Source organism: Aeromonas sp. s12 (assembly GCF_040907925.1).
In the GTDB taxonomy this organism is placed as follows: domain Bacteria; phylum Pseudomonadota; class Gammaproteobacteria; order Enterobacterales; family Aeromonadaceae; genus Aeromonas; species Aeromonas veronii.
This window is the reverse complement of sequence record NZ_JBFOCT010000035.1, coordinates 82,097-96,930: the sequence shown is the minus strand read 5'-3', so window position 1 is coordinate 96,930 and position 14,834 is coordinate 82,097. Positions and strand designations below refer to the sequence as shown.

Genomic DNA, 14,834 nt, shown 5'->3' with positions numbered 1-14,834 from the left:
AGGAGCCATTTTTAACTCACAGACAAGGAGGCGTCATGCCACTGATCAAACAGTTTTTAAAGTCCAAGCCCGAGGTCAAGGTGACCTTTGCCGTAGAGAAAGAGGCAGCAGCAGGGGCGGAACAGGTGATGCTGATCGGCGAGTTCACCCAGTGGCAACCGGTCGAGCTGAAGCGCATGAAGAGCGGCGAGTTCAAAGCCACCCTCAATCTGCCGACCGACGGCCCGGGTTACTTCGAATATTGCTACCAGCTCATCACCCCGGCAGGGGAAACCCTCTACGAGAATGACTGGGCAGCGGATGACTATGTGCCAGGCCCCTTCGGGCGAGACAACTCGGTAGTTCGGGTCATCCAGTAACGGCTCCCAGATAGCCAATAGACGGATACAAAAAAGGCTCGCCATTGGCGAGCCTTTTCACTACCTGTCGAGCTATTTGCCGACATACCGACACCAATTCGAATCGAATTAGTTGAGCTTCTCTTTGATACGAGCAGCTTTGCCGGACAGGTTGCGCAGGTAGTACAGTTTGGCGCGGCGAACATCACCACGACGCTTCAGTTCTACACTGTGGATCAGCGGAGAGTGAGTCTGGAATACACGCTCAACACCTTCGCCGTTGGAGATCTTGCGAACGGTGAAAGCAGAGTGCAGACCGCGGTTACGCTTGGCAATAACGATGCCTTCGAAAGCCTGCAGACGCTCTTTACCACCTTCTTTAACACGAACTTGAACACGTACAGTGTCGCCCTGGGCAAAAGCCGGGATGTCGGTACGCAGTTGCTCTTGTTCAAGCTGCTGAATAATCTTGCTCATTGTCTTTCCTTACCTAGGATAAACTGAAAACTCTACTTAACGCTGTCACGCACTTCGCGGACATACTCGGCAAGAAGTGATTCTTGCTCGTCAGTCAGAGCTAGGTTGTTAATAAGTTCCGGCCTTCTTTGCCAGGTTCGTCCGAGCGACTGCTTAAGACGCCAGCGTCGAATCACTTCGTGATTGCCGCTTGTCAGCGCCTCGGGCACCGCCAATCCATCCAACACCTCCGGCCGAGTATAGTGGGGATGATCCAGCAAGCCATCCGTAAAGGAGTCTTGCTCGGCACTGGCCTGATCGCCCAAAACCCCGGGGACCAGACGCGAAACCGCATCGATCAGGGTCATGGCAGGCAACTCGCCACCACTTAACACGTAATCCCCGATAGACCACTCTTCGTCGACTTCGGTTTGTATCACGCGTTCATCGATACCTTCGTATCGACCGGCTACCAGAATCAGTTTCTGATTCGTCGCCAACTCGGTTACGCCCGCTTGAGTCAGCTTGCGTCCCTGAGGAGAGAGATAGATGACTTTCGCCCCGTCTCCCGCTGCTTGCTTGGCTGCATGAATCGCGTCACGCAGCGGCTGAACCATCATTAACATGCCGGGCCCACCACCATAAGGACGATCATCGACCGTACGGTGTTTATCGTGGGTAAACTCCCGGGGGTTCCAGCACTCAATCTGCAGCAGGCCACTCTTGACGGCCCGACCCGTTACCCCGTGCTCGGTAATGGCTCGGAACATTTCAGGGAAGAGGCTAATCACCCCAATCCACATAAGAAACCTCCGGCACCCGTGTTAGCGCGGGAAACTAGAAACCAGGATCCCAATCAACTTCGATTGTTCGAGCAGTCAGATCAATATTCTTGATCACCTGCTCTTCCAGGAACGGAATCAACCGCTCCTTTGCACCAAAGGCATCTTTTACATTGGCCTCAACCACCAACACATCGTTGGAGCCGGTTTCCATCAATTCGGTCACCTTGCCCAGGTCGTATCCCTTGGTGGTCACCACGGAGCAACCAATCAGGTCACGCCAGTAGAACTCACCTTCAGGCAACGCAGGCAACAGATCGGCGGGTACGCCAATCTCGACATTGGTCAATGCCAGGGCATCTTCGCGCACATCGATACCATCGAGTTTGCAGATCAGACCCTTGTTGTGACGTTTCCAGGATGAAACCCGAATTTCACGCCACGCCCCGTTCTGATTAATCAGCCAGGGGTTGTAATCGAAAATCGCTTCGGCAACATCGGTGAAGGAGTTCACTTTAAGCCAGCCCTTGATGCCATAAACGGTACCCAGGGTGCCCAGAACTACAGGTTTTTCCACCTTAACTCCTTACCGTTGGGCTGATTAAGCAGCTTTTTTAGCGTCTTTGATCAGCTTGGCAACGCGGTCAGAAACAGCGGCACCAGTAGCAACCCAATGCTCGATACGAGCCAGGTCCAGGTTCAGCTTTTCAGCTTGACCAGCAGCAACCGGGTTGAAGAAACCAACGCGCTCGATGAAGCGACCGTCACGGGCGCAACGGCTGTCAGAAACTACTACCTGGTAGAACGGACGCTTTTTCGCGCCACCACGTTGTAAACGAATGGTTACCATATCGTCCTCATTAACATCTAATGAACAAGGCCCGCAAACACGCGGACCCTAGCTTAAAATAAGCCGCGTAATTCTACTTGGATTCGTAATAATTGCAACCAAGCCAGCCATTTTTTGCGCAGAGCGGCAATGAAAAGGGGCCTGCCGCAGCAGACCCCCATCAACACGCAGGCCGGATCAGAACGGGCCGCGACCGCCGCCGAAACCGGGGGGCAGCATGTTCTTCATCTGGCTCATCATCTTGCGCATGCCTCCCTTGCCGGACATCTTCTTCATCATGCGCTGCATCTCGGTGAACTGCTTGAGCAGCTTGTTCACATCCTGCACCTGCATGCCGGAACCTGCGGCGATACGGCGTTTGCGGGAACCCTTGATGAGATCGGGATGGGCACGCTCCTTGGGTGTCATGGAGCTGATGATCGCCTCCATCCGCACGGTGAGCTTGTCATCCATCTGATCTTTGACGTTATCCGGCAGACCGGACATGCCGGGCAGCTTGTCGAGCATCCCCATCATGCCGCCCATATTGCGCATCTGGGCCAACTGCTCGCGGAAATCTTCCAGATCGAAGCCCTTGCCACTCTTGACCTTGCTGGCCAGCTTGGCGGCTTTCTCCTTGTCGACGTTGCGCTCCACCTCTTCGATAAGAGAGAGCACATCGCCCATACCGAGGATGCGGGAGGCAAGACGATCCGGGTGGAACGGCTCCAGCGCATCGGTTTTTTCGCCCATACCGATAAACTTGACCGGCTTGCCGGTGATGTGGCGCACCGACAGCGCAGCACCACCACGGGCATCGCCGTCCGCCTTGGTGAGGATCACGCCGGTGAGCGGCAGCGCTTCATTGAACGCCTTGGCGGTGTTGGCGGCATCCTGACCTGTCATGGCATCCACCACGAACAGGGTCTCGACCGGCTTGATGGTGGCATGCAGATCCTGAATCTCGGCCATCATCTCGCTGTCGACGTGCAGACGACCGGCGGTATCGACGATCACCACGTCATAGAATTTCTTGCGCGCCTGATCGATGGCTGCGGTGGCGATGTCGACCGGCTTCTGGCTGGCATCGCTCGGGAAAAAGTCGACGCCGATGTCGCTCGCCAGGGTCTCCAGCTGCTTGATCGCTGCTGGGCGATAAACGTCAGCACTGACCACCAGCACCTTCTTCTTGCTGCGCTCTTTGAGCAGCTTGGCCAGTTTGCCAACTGTGGTGGTCTTACCGGCCCCCTGCAGACCGGCCATCAGGATGATCGCAGGCGGCTGTGCAGCCAGGTTGAGCTGTTCGTTGGCCTCCCCCATCACGGTGACCAGTTCACCATGCACAATCTTGATGAATGCCTGGCCCGGGCTCAGGGATTTGGCTACTTCCTGCCCGACTGCGCGCTCTTTGACACGCGCCACGAAATCACGCACTACCGGCAGGGCGACATCCGCCTCGAGCAGCGCCATGCGGACTTCGCGCAGGGTTTCCTTGATATTGTCTTCGGTCAGGCGACCACGGCCACTGACATTGCGCAAGGTGCGCGAGAGTCGTTCAGTCAAATTCTCAAACATGACGGATTCCGGTTCTTGGCGTAATAAATTGGGGGCATTATAACCCAGAGCGGGCGCGAGGACGATTATTCACCGCACCGCAGCAGCAGGGACCTTCTCCCTATATATGGGCAGATCGGCCGTTGCACAACTGGCGAGCACTTCTCGTGCAAGGTATACTGCCCCTCTTACCCTCAAAAGCTTGTGCAACAACGACCTGGTTATGATCGTAATCTCTGTTCTGGCCCTGGCGTTTTATCTGCTGGCCATCATCGCCTCCCTGCATCTGTTACTGAGCGCCAAGCCGGTGGGACAGCGCTCCCTGTTTGCCTGTATCGGATTGGCCCTGATCGCCCACGCCAGCGCCCTCGGTTCAGAGGTATTGCAGAGTTACGGCCAGAACCTGAGCATGCTCAACGTTGCCTCGCTGGTCAGCCTCATCATAAGTTGCTTCATGACCTGCGTGACCCGCCGCTTCAACGGCTGGATCCTGCTGCCGGTGGTCTACAGCTTCTCGGCCCTGTTGCTGGCTGCCAGCGCCTTGATCCCGGGTCGCTACATAACCCATCTGGAGGCCCATCCCCAGCTGTTGCTGCACATCGGCCTCGCCCTGATGGCCTACTCGGTATTGATGATCGCCTGTCTGTTTGCGCTGCAGCTCGCCTGTCTGGACAAGCAGCTTAAATCTCGAAAAATCAGCAACCTGCCAGCCATGCCGCCACTGATGACAGTGGAAAAACGGCTGTTTCAGTTGATCTCTGCAGGGGTGCTGCTGCTGACACTTTCCATCGCCTCCGGCCTCTTCTTCCTCGAAGATATGTTCGCCCAGGGCAAGTCTCACAAGGCAGTGCTCTCCATCCTGGCATGGTGTGTCTACGTGTTGCTGCTGTGGGGTCATCACACCTATGGCTGGCGCGGCCGCAAAGTCATCACGCTCAGTCTGATCGGCAGCTTCATCCTGACTCTTGCCTACTTTGGCAGTCGCTTCGTCAAAGAAGTGCTGTTGAGCTGACACCTATACTCTTTTAGCCATACCATCCAACAGGAGCCCTTTTTGGACAGCATCTCAACGAGTACATTACTGATTGTTCTCGTTATCTTGATCCTTCTTTCCGCCTTCTTCTCCAGTGCCGAAACCGGCCTGATGTCCATCAACCGCTACAAACTGCGGCATCTGGCACAGACCAAACACAAAGCCGCACGTCGCGTCGAACAACTGCTCGCCCGCCCCGATCGCCTGCTGGGGCTGATCCTGATCGGCAATAATCTGGTCAATATCCTCGCCTCCGCCATCGCCACCATCGTCTGTATCCGGCTGTTTGGTGATCTCGGGGTCGCCATCGCCACCTTCGGCCTGACCCTGGTGGTACTGGTATTCGGTGAAGTGACCCCCAAGACCCTGGCTGCCATGTTCCCGGAGAAGATCGCCTATCCCGCCTCCTGGATCCTCAAGGGGCTGATGGTGCCGCTCTCGCCGCTGGTCTGGCTGATCAATGGCATCACCAGCGGCCTGCTCAAGATGCTGAAGATCAATCCCAACAAGGATGACTCCCTCAACACCGAGGAGCTGCGCACCATAGTCAATGAGGCGGGTAACCTGATCCCCCAGCGTCATCAGGAGATGCTGTTGAGCATTCTGGATCTCGACAAGATGCTGGTCGAGGACATCATGGTGCCGCGCAGCGATATCTACGCCATCGACATCAACGATGACTGGAAGAGCATCCAGCGCCAGCTGGCCCACTGCGCTCACACCAAGATCCTGCTCTATCGCGACAATATCGACGACGTTGTCGGCTTTTTACACGCGCGCGATGCCCTGCGGCTGGTAGCCAGGGACCAGTTCAATAAATCGAGCCTGTTGCGGGAAGTGGACGAGATCTACTTCATTCCGGAAGGAACGCCGCTCAACGTGCAGCTGGCCAAATTCCAGCGCAACAAGGAGCGAATTGGCCTGATCGTCGACGAATACGGCGACATTCAGGGGCTAATCACTCTGGACGATATTCTGGAAGAGATAGTGGGCGACTTCACCACCTCCATGACGCCAGCGCCGAGCGACGAGATCCACCCCCAGTCAGATGGTTCTTATCTGGTCGAAGGCTCAGCCAATATTCGTGAGCTGAACAAGGAGATGAATTGGCACCTGCCCATCGACGGCCCGCGTACCCTCAACGGTCTGATCCTCGAATATCTGGAGGAGATCCCCCAGCCCAACATTGGGATCCGGCTGGCCGGTTATCCTATCGAGATCCTCGATGTGGAGAACAACATGGTCAAGATGGCGCGGATTATGCCGGCATCGTACCGGGCGGAGTCGGATTCGCAAGATTGAAAAAGGGCTGCCAGTGGCAGCCCTTTTCTATTGCTCATCGTCATCATCCGGCTCCAGCACCAGCGTCGGGATCAACTCGCCAAACACCCGTTGCAACTCGTCGCGGTTGGCCAGCAGGTCTTGCAGCGTATAGCTGTCCATCACTGCCAGAAACGCATCCATCGCCTCTTTCAGCGCACTCTTGAGCAGACAGACAGAGACGATGTGGCAAGCGGGCGAGCCGCAGTCAATGCCGTCCAGATTGCCTTCCAGCGCCCTGATCACCTGCCCGATATTGATGGTGGCGGGATCGCAAGCCATGCGAATACCGCCATTCTTGCCCCGCTGGGATTGCAGATAGCCCAGCTTCACCAGCTGATTGACCACCTTCACCATGTGGTTGCGGGAAACACCATACAGGGCCGATACCTTGGCAACGCTCGACAACTCCCCTTCCGGCAGGGTGGCAAGATAGAGCAGGGCTCTCAATCCAAAATCTGTATAACTGGTTAGTCTCATAAAACCTGATTAGCGCGATGCGAAAAGTGGAGTATTGATTCAAATCAAATAAACATCTAGGATGCCACTTATTAAATGACATTTTATATGTTCAATTAGAACGAGGCCCCTATGCTAGATCAAACCACCGTTGCCGTCATCAAAAGCACTATTCCGCTGCTCGAATCGGCAGGCCCTGCCCTCACCCAGCACTTCTACCAGCGGATGTTCAGCCATAACCCGGAGCTGAAAGACATCTTCAACCTGGCCCACCAACGCAGTGGCGGCCAGCCACTGGCCCTGTTCAATGCAGTCGCCGCGTATGCAAAGAATATCGACAATCTGGGAGCGCTCGCCGGTGCGGTCGAGCGGATTGCGCACAAACATACCGGATTCCTGATCCAGCCGGAACAATATCACATTGTAGGTAGTCATCTCTTGGCCACGCTCAAAGAATTGGGCGGAAGTGCGGTCACCGACGAGGTGCTGGAGGCATGGGGCAAGGCGTATGGCGTGCTGGCCGACATCTTCATCGGCCGCGAGCGGGAGATCTATCAGGAGAAGGCCAATCAGGATGGTGGCTGGCAAGGAACCCGCACCTTCATCATCAAGGAGAAGCGAGCCGAGAGCACCCTCATCACCTCCTTCCTGCTGGCACCGGAAGATGGTAAGCCAGTGTTGGCCTTCAAACCGGGCCAATACCTCAGCATCAAGCTGGTTCACCCCGAGCTGGAATATCAGGAGATCCGCCAGTACTCCCTCTCCGATGCCCCCAACGGGCAGGACTACCGCATCAGCGTCAAGCGTGAACCGCAGGGTCAGGTCTCCAATCTGCTGCACGATCACCTGCAGGCGGGTGACAAGATCGAGGTGATGCCCCCTACCGGCGATTTCTACCTGAAAGCCGACAGCCAGACCCCGGTGGTACTGCTCTCAGCCGGTGTCGGCGTGACGCCGATGATGAGCATGCTCAACCAGCTGCTGGAAAGTGCTCATCAGGCCGAGATCACCTGGCTGCACGCCTGCGAACAGGGCGCTGTACACGCCTTCCGGGAGGATATTCAGCTAAAATACCGCCAGCATCCCAACTTGCTGAGCCGGGTCTGGTATCGGGAGCCGGAGGCCAGCGATGTACAGGGTGAAGATTACGACCTGGCCGGCACCATGGATCTGACTGCCGTGAAGGAGCGCATCACGCCAGAGGCCCACTACTACTTCTGTGGCCCTGTCGGCTTCATGCAAGAGATCAAGCGGCAGCTGCTGGCGGCTGGGGTGCCAGCGGGGCAGCTCCATTACGAAGTTTTTGGCCCCCACCAAGATCTCTAAGGCGCAGGCAGCCATATAACAGAGGGAGGCTCCGGCCTGTCATGGCACGGCGGCTGGAACCGGACCCACAGGTGCAGACCTGTGGGTCATTTTTTTGGATCAGTGCATCGCCTTGGCGCGGGCCACCACGTTGGCCGGCATCCGGTTGCCAAGACGGTTGAGCAGACTCGCCGCCTTCTGGTGCAGCGCCTTGTCACCTATGACGGAGCCATGGAGCCAGCGATAGGCGTCCTCATAATCGAGCGGACTGCCCATCCCCTGCAGCAGCATCTCGACCCACTCGATGCGGGCCCGCAGAAAACCGAGGCTGGCCGCCTCGCGCATCAGGGTCTCGGCTCGCACCAGATCCTTCTGCACCAAAGTTCCTTTCCAGTAGTAGCGGCCCAACTGCTCCAGCGCCGGCGCCAACCCCTGATTGGCCGCCTCCCACATATATTGCACCCCGATCTCGGCATTGGGTTTGGTACAGACACCCCACGCCAGCATATCCCCCCAGAGGAATTGATAGGCCGGGATCTTCATCACCGAGGCGCGCGCTTCGATATCCTGAGTCAGCTGACAGCGATCCTGCTTCACCTGAGTGAGGTGGCGCCCCTGCTCAATCCAGTTGAGCAGCTCGTCCTGACGATAGAGCGGCACCGCCTGCAACTCGCCTGTGGCCAGAGGTGCGGGAGGCGCAACCACAGCGGCAGGCTCAGCCGGTTTTGGCAGCGGCGCGGCCCCCTCACCACTGCTGGCAACGGGCGTGACCGGCTCGGCCGGGAGCAAGACGGGGACTGCCTCAGAGGGGGCTGGCGTAGCAGCAGAGACAGGCGCCGTTGCCACCGCAGCACTGCTTGCGGTCGGTGCCGATGCACTTGCTGCAGGCGCATCGCTCGATACGGCAGCCGATACCGCCTCGGCACCATAGAGGGGCGCGGTGAATGCACCGACAAGAACGAGAAGGGTAAGGGGTTTCATCATAAGGATCTCCTGCTGCACTCTGTTATCGGCACCAAGCCCCATCCCCTTAGCCTGCCGGGCGGATCTCATCAATACAAAAGGGAGCCGAAGCTCCCTTGTTGGCACGGTTGACCCGCTTACTTGACGAAATCGACACCCAGCTGGATATCGGCTTTCAGAGTAGCCAGCATGCCTTCCATCGCTTCCTGCTCGAAGGCGCTCAGCTTACCGTAATCCAGTACGGTTTCGACGCCATTCTTGCCCAGCAGTACCGGCTGTGCGAAGAAGGTGGCGTGCTCGCCGTTGCCTTCCACGTAGGCGCACTCGACAACGTTGGCTTCGCCCTGCAGACCCTTGATGAGGGAGAGACCAAAACGGCAAGCCGCCTGACCCATGGAGAGGGTTGCGGAACCGCCACCAGCCTTGGCTTCCACCACTTCGGTACCGGCATTCTGGATGCGCTTGGTCATGGCTGCCACTTCTTCAGCAGTGAAGGAGGCACCTTCAATCTGGGAGAGCAGCGGCAGGATGGTGACGCCACTGTGACCACCGATCACGTTGACGCGTACCTTGTCGATGTTCAACCCTTTGGCGGCGGCCACAAAGGTCTCGGCGCGGATCACGTCCAGGGTGGTGACACCGAACAGGCGACGCTTGTCATAGACACCGGCTTTCTTCAGCACTTCGGCGGCGATAGCCACAGTGGTATTGACCGGGTTGGTGATGATGCCGATCAGTGCTTTCGGGCAAGTGGCCGCGCACTTCTCGACCAGATTCTTGACGATACCGGCGTTGATATTGAACAGGTCGGAGCGATCCATCCCCGGCTTGCGTGCCACACCGGCGGAGATCAGCACCACATCTGCCCCAACCAGCGCAGGAGTCGGATCTTCACCGCAGAAGCCCTTGATGGCGACGTCGGTAGGAATATGACTGAGGTCAACGGCCACACCCGGAGTAACCGGGGCGATGTCATACAGGCTCAGCTCGGAGCCAGCCGGCAGACGGTTTTTCAACAGCAGAGCGAGGGCTTGACCGATGCCACCAGCGGCACCCAGAACGGCAACTTTCATGATCAACTCCATGTTTAAGCGTAGGTTTAAGGTTGTTTGTTGTTGTGCGCCCAACCTTAATGGATCCCCCCATAAAAAACAATCTGATAACAGTTGCAGTCACGGGTTCTGTGAGCCACGAAACATGCGGGAGCAAAAATTGGAGGGAAATACAAAAAGTTGGAGGAGAAGCACAGTTTTTCTGCACTTCCCCTTACCATAAAGAGGTAGATTTGAAGGTCTCAGGATTGGAATGCCAGCGCCCGTTTTTCACACCAGCGAAAACCAATTGTTAACAATCCGTTCATCGCCAGATAAAGCCCGCCAGCCACCCCGAACACCGCCAGGGTATCGTAGGTCTGGGCGTTCAACCCCTGCGCCAGCCCCATGATGTCCATGATGGTGATGGTACTGGCGAGGGAGCTCCCCTTGAGCACCAGGATCACCTCGTTGGAGTAGGCAGGCACCAGATGACGGGCGGCGTGGCGCACCTTCATCCACAAGGTCTGGCGGCCGTTAAAGCCAAGCGCACGACACGCCTCTACTTCACCGGCCGGGATGGCATCGAGCGCCCCCTTGAACAATCGGGTGGAGTAGGCCGCCGTGTTGAGACCCAGCGCCAGCACGGCGCAGAACCAGGGCTGCTTGAGCAGCGGCCAGAGCGGGCTGGCTTTCAGCCACTCGAACTGGCCCGGCCCGTAGTAAATCAGGAAGATCTGGATAAGCAGCGGCGTACCGGTAAAGAGCAGCACCCACAGCTGCACCAGCTGGGTCGCCACCGGCAGGCGCAGCTCCAGCACCCAGGTCATCAGGGCCGCCAGCACAATCCCCAGCAGCAGGCTGAACAGGGTCAGCTCCAGCGTGGTGACCAGACCGCCCAGCAACGTAACGAGATACTCTTGCATCAGTTAGCCTCCGTAGCGGCGGGTGTAGCGGGCAGCCAGCCCGAGGCCGTACTCGCTCACCAGACTGATGGCCAGATAGATGAGGGCGGCGGCGGCATACCAGGTGAACGGCTCATAGGTACTGGCCGAGGCCATCTGGGCCTGACGCATCATCTCGTTGACCCCGATAAGCGACACCAGCGCGGTATCTTTCAGCAACACCAGCCACTGGTTGCCAAGGCCCGGCAAGGCGTGACGCCACGCCTGCGGCAACACGATGCGAAAGAAGATGTGGCTCTTGCTCAAACCCAGCGCCAGCGCCGCCAGCCGTTGACCTGAAGGCACCGCATTGAGCGCCGCCCGCAGGGTCTGGGTCGCATAGCTGGCGAACAGCAGGGAGAGCGCCAGCACGCCACAGGCGAACGGACTGAACTCCACATACTCGCCAGTGATGAGGAACAGCACCTGGGTCGAACCGAAGTAGATGAACAGCACCACCAGCAACTCGGGCAGGCCACGGATCAGCGTGGTCAGGGTGGCCACCGACCACACCAGCGCACGCTTCTTGCTGAGCTCGGCGGCACTGAACGCCAGTGCCAATACCATGCCACCGACCAGTGATGCCAAGGCCAGCCCGAGGGTCATCCAGGCTGCATCCAACAACAGGCTCAACATGGCTTACTGCGCGAAGTATTTGTCGAAGATTTTCTGATAGGTGCCGTTGGCCTTGATCTCGGCCAGCCCCTTGTTCAGCTGGGTCAGCAGCTCCTGATTGCCCTTGGCGACCGCGATGCCAAAGCCGGTACCGAAGTACTTGGCATCGGTCACCGGCGCCCCCACCACCGCATACTCCTTGTGCTGCTTCAGCCAGTCGGCAGCGACGGCGGTATCGGCAAAGACACCGTCGGTACGGCCATTCATCATGTCGAGGAAGGCGCTCTGGTAGCTGGCATAAGGCACGGTCAGCAGACCTTTGCTCACCCAGTTATCCACCAGATAGGACTGGTGAGAGGTACCGTTCTGCACGCCGACAGTTTTGTCGACCATCTCTTCCGGCCCCTTGAAGGCCCCTTTCTTGGCGACGAATACGGCCGAGTTCTCGTAATAGATGTCGGAGAAGTCGACCTGCGCGGAGCGCTCAGGGGTTACGTCCATGGCGGCAATGGCGGCATCGTAGCGACGGAATTTGAGGCTGGGGATCAGGCTGTCAAAGGCCTGGTTGTGGAAGCTGCACTCCAGCTTGGCCTGCTCGCAGATGGCGCGCGCCAGATCGATGTCAAAACCCTGAAACTCGTTCTTGTCATCCAGGTATTCGAACGGCGCGTAGGTGGCCTCGGTGGCGAACTTGATCTCTTTGGCCATGACGGAGGTACTCAACAGGCCCATGGCAGCAACCAACAACAGACTCTTTTTCATGACAGCTTCCTTATCGATTCAATATCAATGCATCAAGAATTCGGCAAACCGGCTGGTTTGCGGGGATTGGAAAATGGCAGCGGTGCCGGATTCGATGATCCGCCCCTTCTCCAGATAAATCACCTGACTGGCCACCTTGCGGGCAAAGTCGACCTCGTGGGTCACCACCACCTGGGTAATGCCGGTCTGGCTCAGGTTGCGGATGATCTCGGCCACCTCCTTGGTGATCTCGGGATCGAGGGCAGCAGTCGGCTCGTCAAACAGCAACACTTCCGGGTCCATCATCAGGGTACGGGCAATGGCCACCCGCTGCTGCTGACCGCCGGAGAGACGGGCAGGCCAGGCATCGCGCTTGTCGGCCAATTGCAGCTGGGCCAGCAGATAGGCCCCCTTCTCGATGGCGGCCTCCTTGCTCATGCCGAGCACCTTGACCGGCGCTTCAATCAGATTCTCCATCACAGTGAGATGTGGCCAGAGATTGTACTGCTGGAACACCATCCCCACCTTGCGACGCAGCAGTTGGGACTGGCGGTTGAATTCGGCAGCAGAGAGGGAGTTCGGGAAAGAAAATTCACTTTCACCAATCCGCAGAACACCCGCATCCGGGGTATCCAGCAGATTCATCATCCGTAGCAGGGAACTCTTGCCAGCACCGCTCGGGCCCAGCAACACCAAGGTTTCACCGGGAGATGCCCGAAAGCTGACCTGTTGCAGAACCGGCACCTTGTGCCAGGACTTCTCGATACCTATTAATTCAATACCCATACAGCCCAATTGAATAAGTTTTCAAAATTTCATCCCGATTCTATCTCTAATAAAGGTTGATGCAAGCCATTTTTGAATCAATATGCAGAACAAGCGCCGCTTCCTTGCAAAAAACGGCATATGAATGCAAAATGGCCCCGCTGTTCGTATCTGCCGCCTGTATCGCACCGGCCGCCACACCTCCTCATTCGTGAGACCAAGATGAAACACAACGACAAGCAAGAAAAACTGGCCAAGGCCTTTAAAGCCTTGCTGAAAGAAGAGCGCTTTGGCTCCCAGGCAGAAATCGTCACCGCCCTGCAAGAGCTGGGCTTCGAGAACATCAACCAGTCCAAGGTATCGCGCATGCTGAGCCGCTTCGGCGCCGTTCGCACTCGTAATGCCAAGATGGAGATGGTCTACTGCCTGCCAGTGGAACTGGGCGTGCCCACCACCTCCAGCCCGCTCAAGAATCTGGTACTGGACGTCGATCACAACGGCGCACTGGTGGTGATCCACACCAGCCCGGGCGCAGCCCAGCTGATCGCCCGCCTGCTCGACTCCCTCGGCAAGGCAGAGGGGATCCTCGGCACCATCGCCGGTGATGACACCATCTTCATCACCCCGACCAGCGATACCGATATCGAAGAGCTCTACCTCTCCGCCCTCGAGCTGTTCGAACAGACGCCGTAATGGCCGCTACCGCGTCATCGCGGTCACGCCAGAACGAAAAATCCCGGCCAAGGCCGGGATTTTTGTTTTCTGCAGCTTCGTTAGGCGGGCTTATTTGCCCTGCGCCATCAGAAAACCCTCCGATGGGGCGAAGAAAGCGGCGCCGGTCACCGCCTTGGTGAAGCGCAGCAGGTGGTCGAAGTGGCTGCCCTCCCCCTTGTACATGCTGGCCAGCATGGCGTTGAAGTGCTGCGGAGTGCGGCAGCAGGAGATGAAGTAGAGTCCCTGCTCGGTCATGGTGCCCCAGGGCATGCTCTGGCGCAGGATCTCCATGGACTCCCCTTTCGGCGTCTTGAGGTTGACTCGCTTGATGTGGGCGGTCAGCGGCTTGGCAGCAGACTCATACTCGATGTTGTCGGGCTTGGTGCGACCGATAATGTCTTCCTGCTCTTTCTGCGCCAGCTTCTCCCAGTCGCTCATGGCGTGGACCCAGCGCTGGACATGAATGTAGGAGCCACCGGCAAACTCGCCATCGGCCAGCAACGCCACTTCGGCACGGTGTTCATCCTGCGGGTTCTCGGTGCCGTCAACGAAACCGGTCAGGTCACGGAAATCCAGGTTGCGGAAACCGCGCACCTCTTCGGCCAGCTCTACCAGTCCGGCCAGCAGTGCCATCACACGGTGACCGGCGTGGTGCAGCACATCCACCCGATCGGCGCGCAGCTGAATAAAGAGATCAAACGGGGTGTTGGGCGCTTCCTGACCGTTGGCGGATTGCGCCATAAAGCTGCGGAACTGGGGCGGACGGGCGGCAGGATAGAGACCATCCCAGGCATCGGCGCCAACGGCAACCAGACCGCTGAAACCGGCATCGGGGAAATCGGCAGCAACCGCCTGCCACAGGGCGGGCAGTTTGGCCAGACGGCCGACCAGTTCGGCGGCATCGCCGGTACGATTGAACATCAGATAGAGGGCGTGCAGATTCGGCTCTGCGCAGATCCCAGCTTGGGCTTTCATATATCTCTCC

At 57.8% G+C, this 14,834-nt stretch carries 18 protein-coding genes; 5 read left to right on the top strand and 13 right to left on the bottom strand.

From position 1 onward, the window contains the following. Positions 1-35: 35 nt before the first annotated feature. Positions 36-359, top strand: a complete 324-nt coding sequence (locus AB5Y67_RS17785; RefSeq protein WP_005348910.1) for an isoamylase early set domain-containing protein — start codon at positions 36-38, stop codon at positions 357-359. Positions 360-467: 108 nt separating this feature from the next. Here the strand turns inward: AB5Y67_RS17785 and rplS are convergent, their stop codons facing one another. The 5 genes from rplS to ffh all read right to left on the bottom strand — a co-directional run bounded on the left by rplS (position 468) and on the right by ffh (position 3,980). Beyond that, positions 468-815, bottom strand: a complete 348-nt coding sequence (gene rplS / locus AB5Y67_RS17780) for a 50S ribosomal protein L19 (protein ID WP_005313505.1) — start codon at positions 813-815, stop codon at positions 468-470. A gap of 32 nt (positions 816-847) precedes the next feature. Further along, positions 848-1,597 (bottom strand): tRNA (guanosine(37)-N1)-methyltransferase TrmD, encoded by a 750-nt coding sequence (gene trmD / locus AB5Y67_RS17775; protein WP_005340400.1) that lies wholly within the window; start codon positions 1,595-1,597, stop codon positions 848-850. A gap of 34 nt (positions 1,598-1,631) precedes the next feature. Then, positions 1,632-2,153, bottom strand: a complete 522-nt coding sequence (gene rimM / locus AB5Y67_RS17770; protein ID WP_005340394.1) for a ribosome maturation factor RimM — start codon at positions 2,151-2,153, stop codon at positions 1,632-1,634. A 24-nt stretch (positions 2,154-2,177) separates the two neighbouring features. Then, the gene (gene rpsP / locus AB5Y67_RS17765; RefSeq protein ID WP_005340392.1) at positions 2,178-2,426 is read right to left on the bottom strand and encodes a 30S ribosomal protein S16; all 249 of its coding nucleotides are present in this window, start codon (positions 2,424-2,426) and stop codon (positions 2,178-2,180) included. A 177-nt stretch (positions 2,427-2,603) separates the two neighbouring features. Beyond that, positions 2,604-3,980 (bottom strand): signal recognition particle protein, encoded by a 1,377-nt coding sequence (gene ffh, locus AB5Y67_RS17760; RefSeq protein ID WP_064338811.1) that lies wholly within the window; start codon positions 3,978-3,980, stop codon positions 2,604-2,606. A gap of 202 nt (positions 3,981-4,182) precedes the next feature. Between ffh and ccsA the strand changes: the two genes are divergently transcribed. Beyond that, positions 4,183-4,971, top strand: a complete 789-nt coding sequence (gene ccsA / locus AB5Y67_RS17755; protein WP_005340390.1) for an inner membrane protein YpjD — start codon at positions 4,183-4,185, stop codon at positions 4,969-4,971. A gap of 42 nt (positions 4,972-5,013) precedes the next feature. Next, positions 5,014-6,294 (top strand): HlyC/CorC family transporter, encoded by a 1,281-nt coding sequence (locus AB5Y67_RS17750; protein ID WP_005348906.1) that lies wholly within the window; start codon positions 5,014-5,016, stop codon positions 6,292-6,294. A gap of 27 nt (positions 6,295-6,321) precedes the next feature. Here AB5Y67_RS17750 and AB5Y67_RS17745 read toward each other — a convergent pair whose 3' ends face one another. Beyond that, positions 6,322-6,792 (bottom strand): Rrf2 family transcriptional regulator, encoded by a 471-nt coding sequence (locus AB5Y67_RS17745; protein WP_058057978.1) that lies wholly within the window; start codon positions 6,790-6,792, stop codon positions 6,322-6,324. A gap of 111 nt (positions 6,793-6,903) precedes the next feature. Between AB5Y67_RS17745 and hmpA the strand changes: the two genes are divergently transcribed. Beyond that, the gene (gene hmpA / locus AB5Y67_RS17740; RefSeq protein ID WP_150390234.1) at positions 6,904-8,097 is read left to right on the top strand and encodes an NO-inducible flavohemoprotein; all 1,194 of its coding nucleotides are present in this window, start codon (positions 6,904-6,906) and stop codon (positions 8,095-8,097) included. Between the two features lie 99 nt (positions 8,098-8,196). Here the strand turns inward: hmpA and AB5Y67_RS17735 are convergent, their stop codons facing one another. The 6 genes from AB5Y67_RS17735 to AB5Y67_RS17710 all read right to left on the bottom strand — a co-directional run bounded on the left by AB5Y67_RS17735 (position 8,197) and on the right by AB5Y67_RS17710 (position 13,156). Next, positions 8,197-8,781 carry a tetratricopeptide repeat protein gene (locus AB5Y67_RS17735; RefSeq protein WP_150390591.1) on the bottom strand — a complete coding sequence of 195 codons (585 nt, stop codon included), beginning with the start codon at positions 8,779-8,781 and terminating at the stop codon, positions 8,197-8,199. Between the two features lie 395 nt (positions 8,782-9,176). Further along, positions 9,177-10,112, bottom strand: a complete 936-nt coding sequence (gene mdh / locus AB5Y67_RS17730) for a malate dehydrogenase (protein WP_005340384.1) — start codon at positions 10,110-10,112, stop codon at positions 9,177-9,179. Positions 10,113-10,333: 221 nt separating this feature from the next. Continuing rightward, positions 10,334-10,996, bottom strand: coding sequence for an arginine ABC transporter permease ArtM (gene artM, locus AB5Y67_RS17725; protein ID WP_005348902.1), 663 nt, complete (start codon positions 10,994-10,996; stop codon positions 10,334-10,336). A 3-nt stretch (positions 10,997-10,999) separates the two neighbouring features. Next, entirely contained in the window at positions 11,000-11,650 is a 651-nt protein-coding gene (artQ, locus tag AB5Y67_RS17720) for an arginine ABC transporter permease ArtQ (protein WP_139476837.1), read from the bottom strand. A gap of 3 nt (positions 11,651-11,653) precedes the next feature. Next, a complete protein-coding gene (locus tag AB5Y67_RS17715) occupies positions 11,654-12,391 on the bottom strand; it encodes a transporter substrate-binding domain-containing protein (RefSeq protein WP_019445594.1) in 738 nt (245 codons plus the stop codon). Positions 12,392-12,415: 24 nt separating this feature from the next. Continuing rightward, positions 12,416-13,156, bottom strand: coding sequence for an ATP-binding cassette domain-containing protein (locus AB5Y67_RS17710; protein WP_068977371.1), 741 nt, complete (start codon positions 13,154-13,156; stop codon positions 12,416-12,418). A gap of 201 nt (positions 13,157-13,357) precedes the next feature. Between AB5Y67_RS17710 and argR the strand changes: the two genes are divergently transcribed. Beyond that, on the top strand, positions 13,358-13,828 hold the full coding sequence (argR, locus tag AB5Y67_RS17705) for a transcriptional regulator ArgR (protein ID WP_005340378.1): 471 nt from the start codon (positions 13,358-13,360) through the stop codon (positions 13,826-13,828). Positions 13,829-13,918: 90 nt separating this feature from the next. Here argR and AB5Y67_RS17700 read toward each other — a convergent pair whose 3' ends face one another. Beyond that, positions 13,919-14,824, bottom strand: a complete 906-nt coding sequence (locus tag AB5Y67_RS17700; RefSeq protein WP_136502300.1) for a Dyp-type peroxidase — start codon at positions 14,822-14,824, stop codon at positions 13,919-13,921. Between the last annotated feature and the right edge of the window lie 10 nt (positions 14,825-14,834).

Excerpts from the sequence above, each read along its gene's own strand:
- AB5Y67_RS17700 (WP_136502300.1), bottom strand. The coding sequence starts at position 14,824 with ATGAAAGCCCAAGCTGGGATCTGCGCAGAGCCGAATCTGCACGCCCTC.
- ffh (WP_064338811.1), bottom strand. The coding sequence starts at position 3,980 with ATGTTTGAGAATTTGACTGAACGACTCTCGCGCACCTTGCGCAATGTC.
- ccsA (WP_005340390.1), top strand. The coding sequence starts at position 4,183 with ATGATCGTAATCTCTGTTCTGGCCCTGGCGTTTTATCTGCTGGCCATC.
- rplS (WP_005313505.1), bottom strand. The coding sequence starts at position 815 with ATGAGCAAGATTATTCAGCAGCTTGAACAAGAGCAACTGCGTACCGAC.
- artM (WP_005348902.1), bottom strand. The coding sequence starts at position 10,996 with ATGCAAGAGTATCTCGTTACGTTGCTGGGCGGTCTGGTCACCACGCTG.
- AB5Y67_RS17715 (WP_019445594.1), bottom strand. The coding sequence starts at position 12,391 with ATGAAAAAGAGTCTGTTGTTGGTTGCTGCCATGGGCCTGTTGAGTACC.
- AB5Y67_RS17745 (WP_058057978.1), bottom strand. The coding sequence starts at position 6,792 with ATGAGACTAACCAGTTATACAGATTTTGGATTGAGAGCCCTGCTCTAT.
- AB5Y67_RS17710 (WP_068977371.1), bottom strand. The coding sequence starts at position 13,156 with ATGGGTATTGAATTAATAGGTATCGAGAAGTCCTGGCACAAGGTGCCG.
- trmD (WP_005340400.1), bottom strand. The coding sequence starts at position 1,597 with ATGTGGATTGGGGTGATTAGCCTCTTCCCTGAAATGTTCCGAGCCATT.
- mdh (WP_005340384.1), bottom strand. The coding sequence starts at position 10,112 with ATGAAAGTTGCCGTTCTGGGTGCCGCTGGTGGCATCGGTCAAGCCCTC.
- rpsP (WP_005340392.1), bottom strand. The coding sequence starts at position 2,426 with ATGGTAACCATTCGTTTACAACGTGGTGGCGCGAAAAAGCGTCCGTTC.
- AB5Y67_RS17785 (WP_005348910.1), top strand. The coding sequence starts at position 36 with ATGCCACTGATCAAACAGTTTTTAAAGTCCAAGCCCGAGGTCAAGGTG.
- argR (WP_005340378.1), top strand. The coding sequence starts at position 13,358 with ATGAAACACAACGACAAGCAAGAAAAACTGGCCAAGGCCTTTAAAGCC.
- artQ (WP_139476837.1), bottom strand. The coding sequence starts at position 11,650 with ATGTTGAGCCTGTTGTTGGATGCAGCCTGGATGACCCTCGGGCTGGCC.
- hmpA (WP_150390234.1), top strand. The coding sequence starts at position 6,904 with ATGCTAGATCAAACCACCGTTGCCGTCATCAAAAGCACTATTCCGCTG.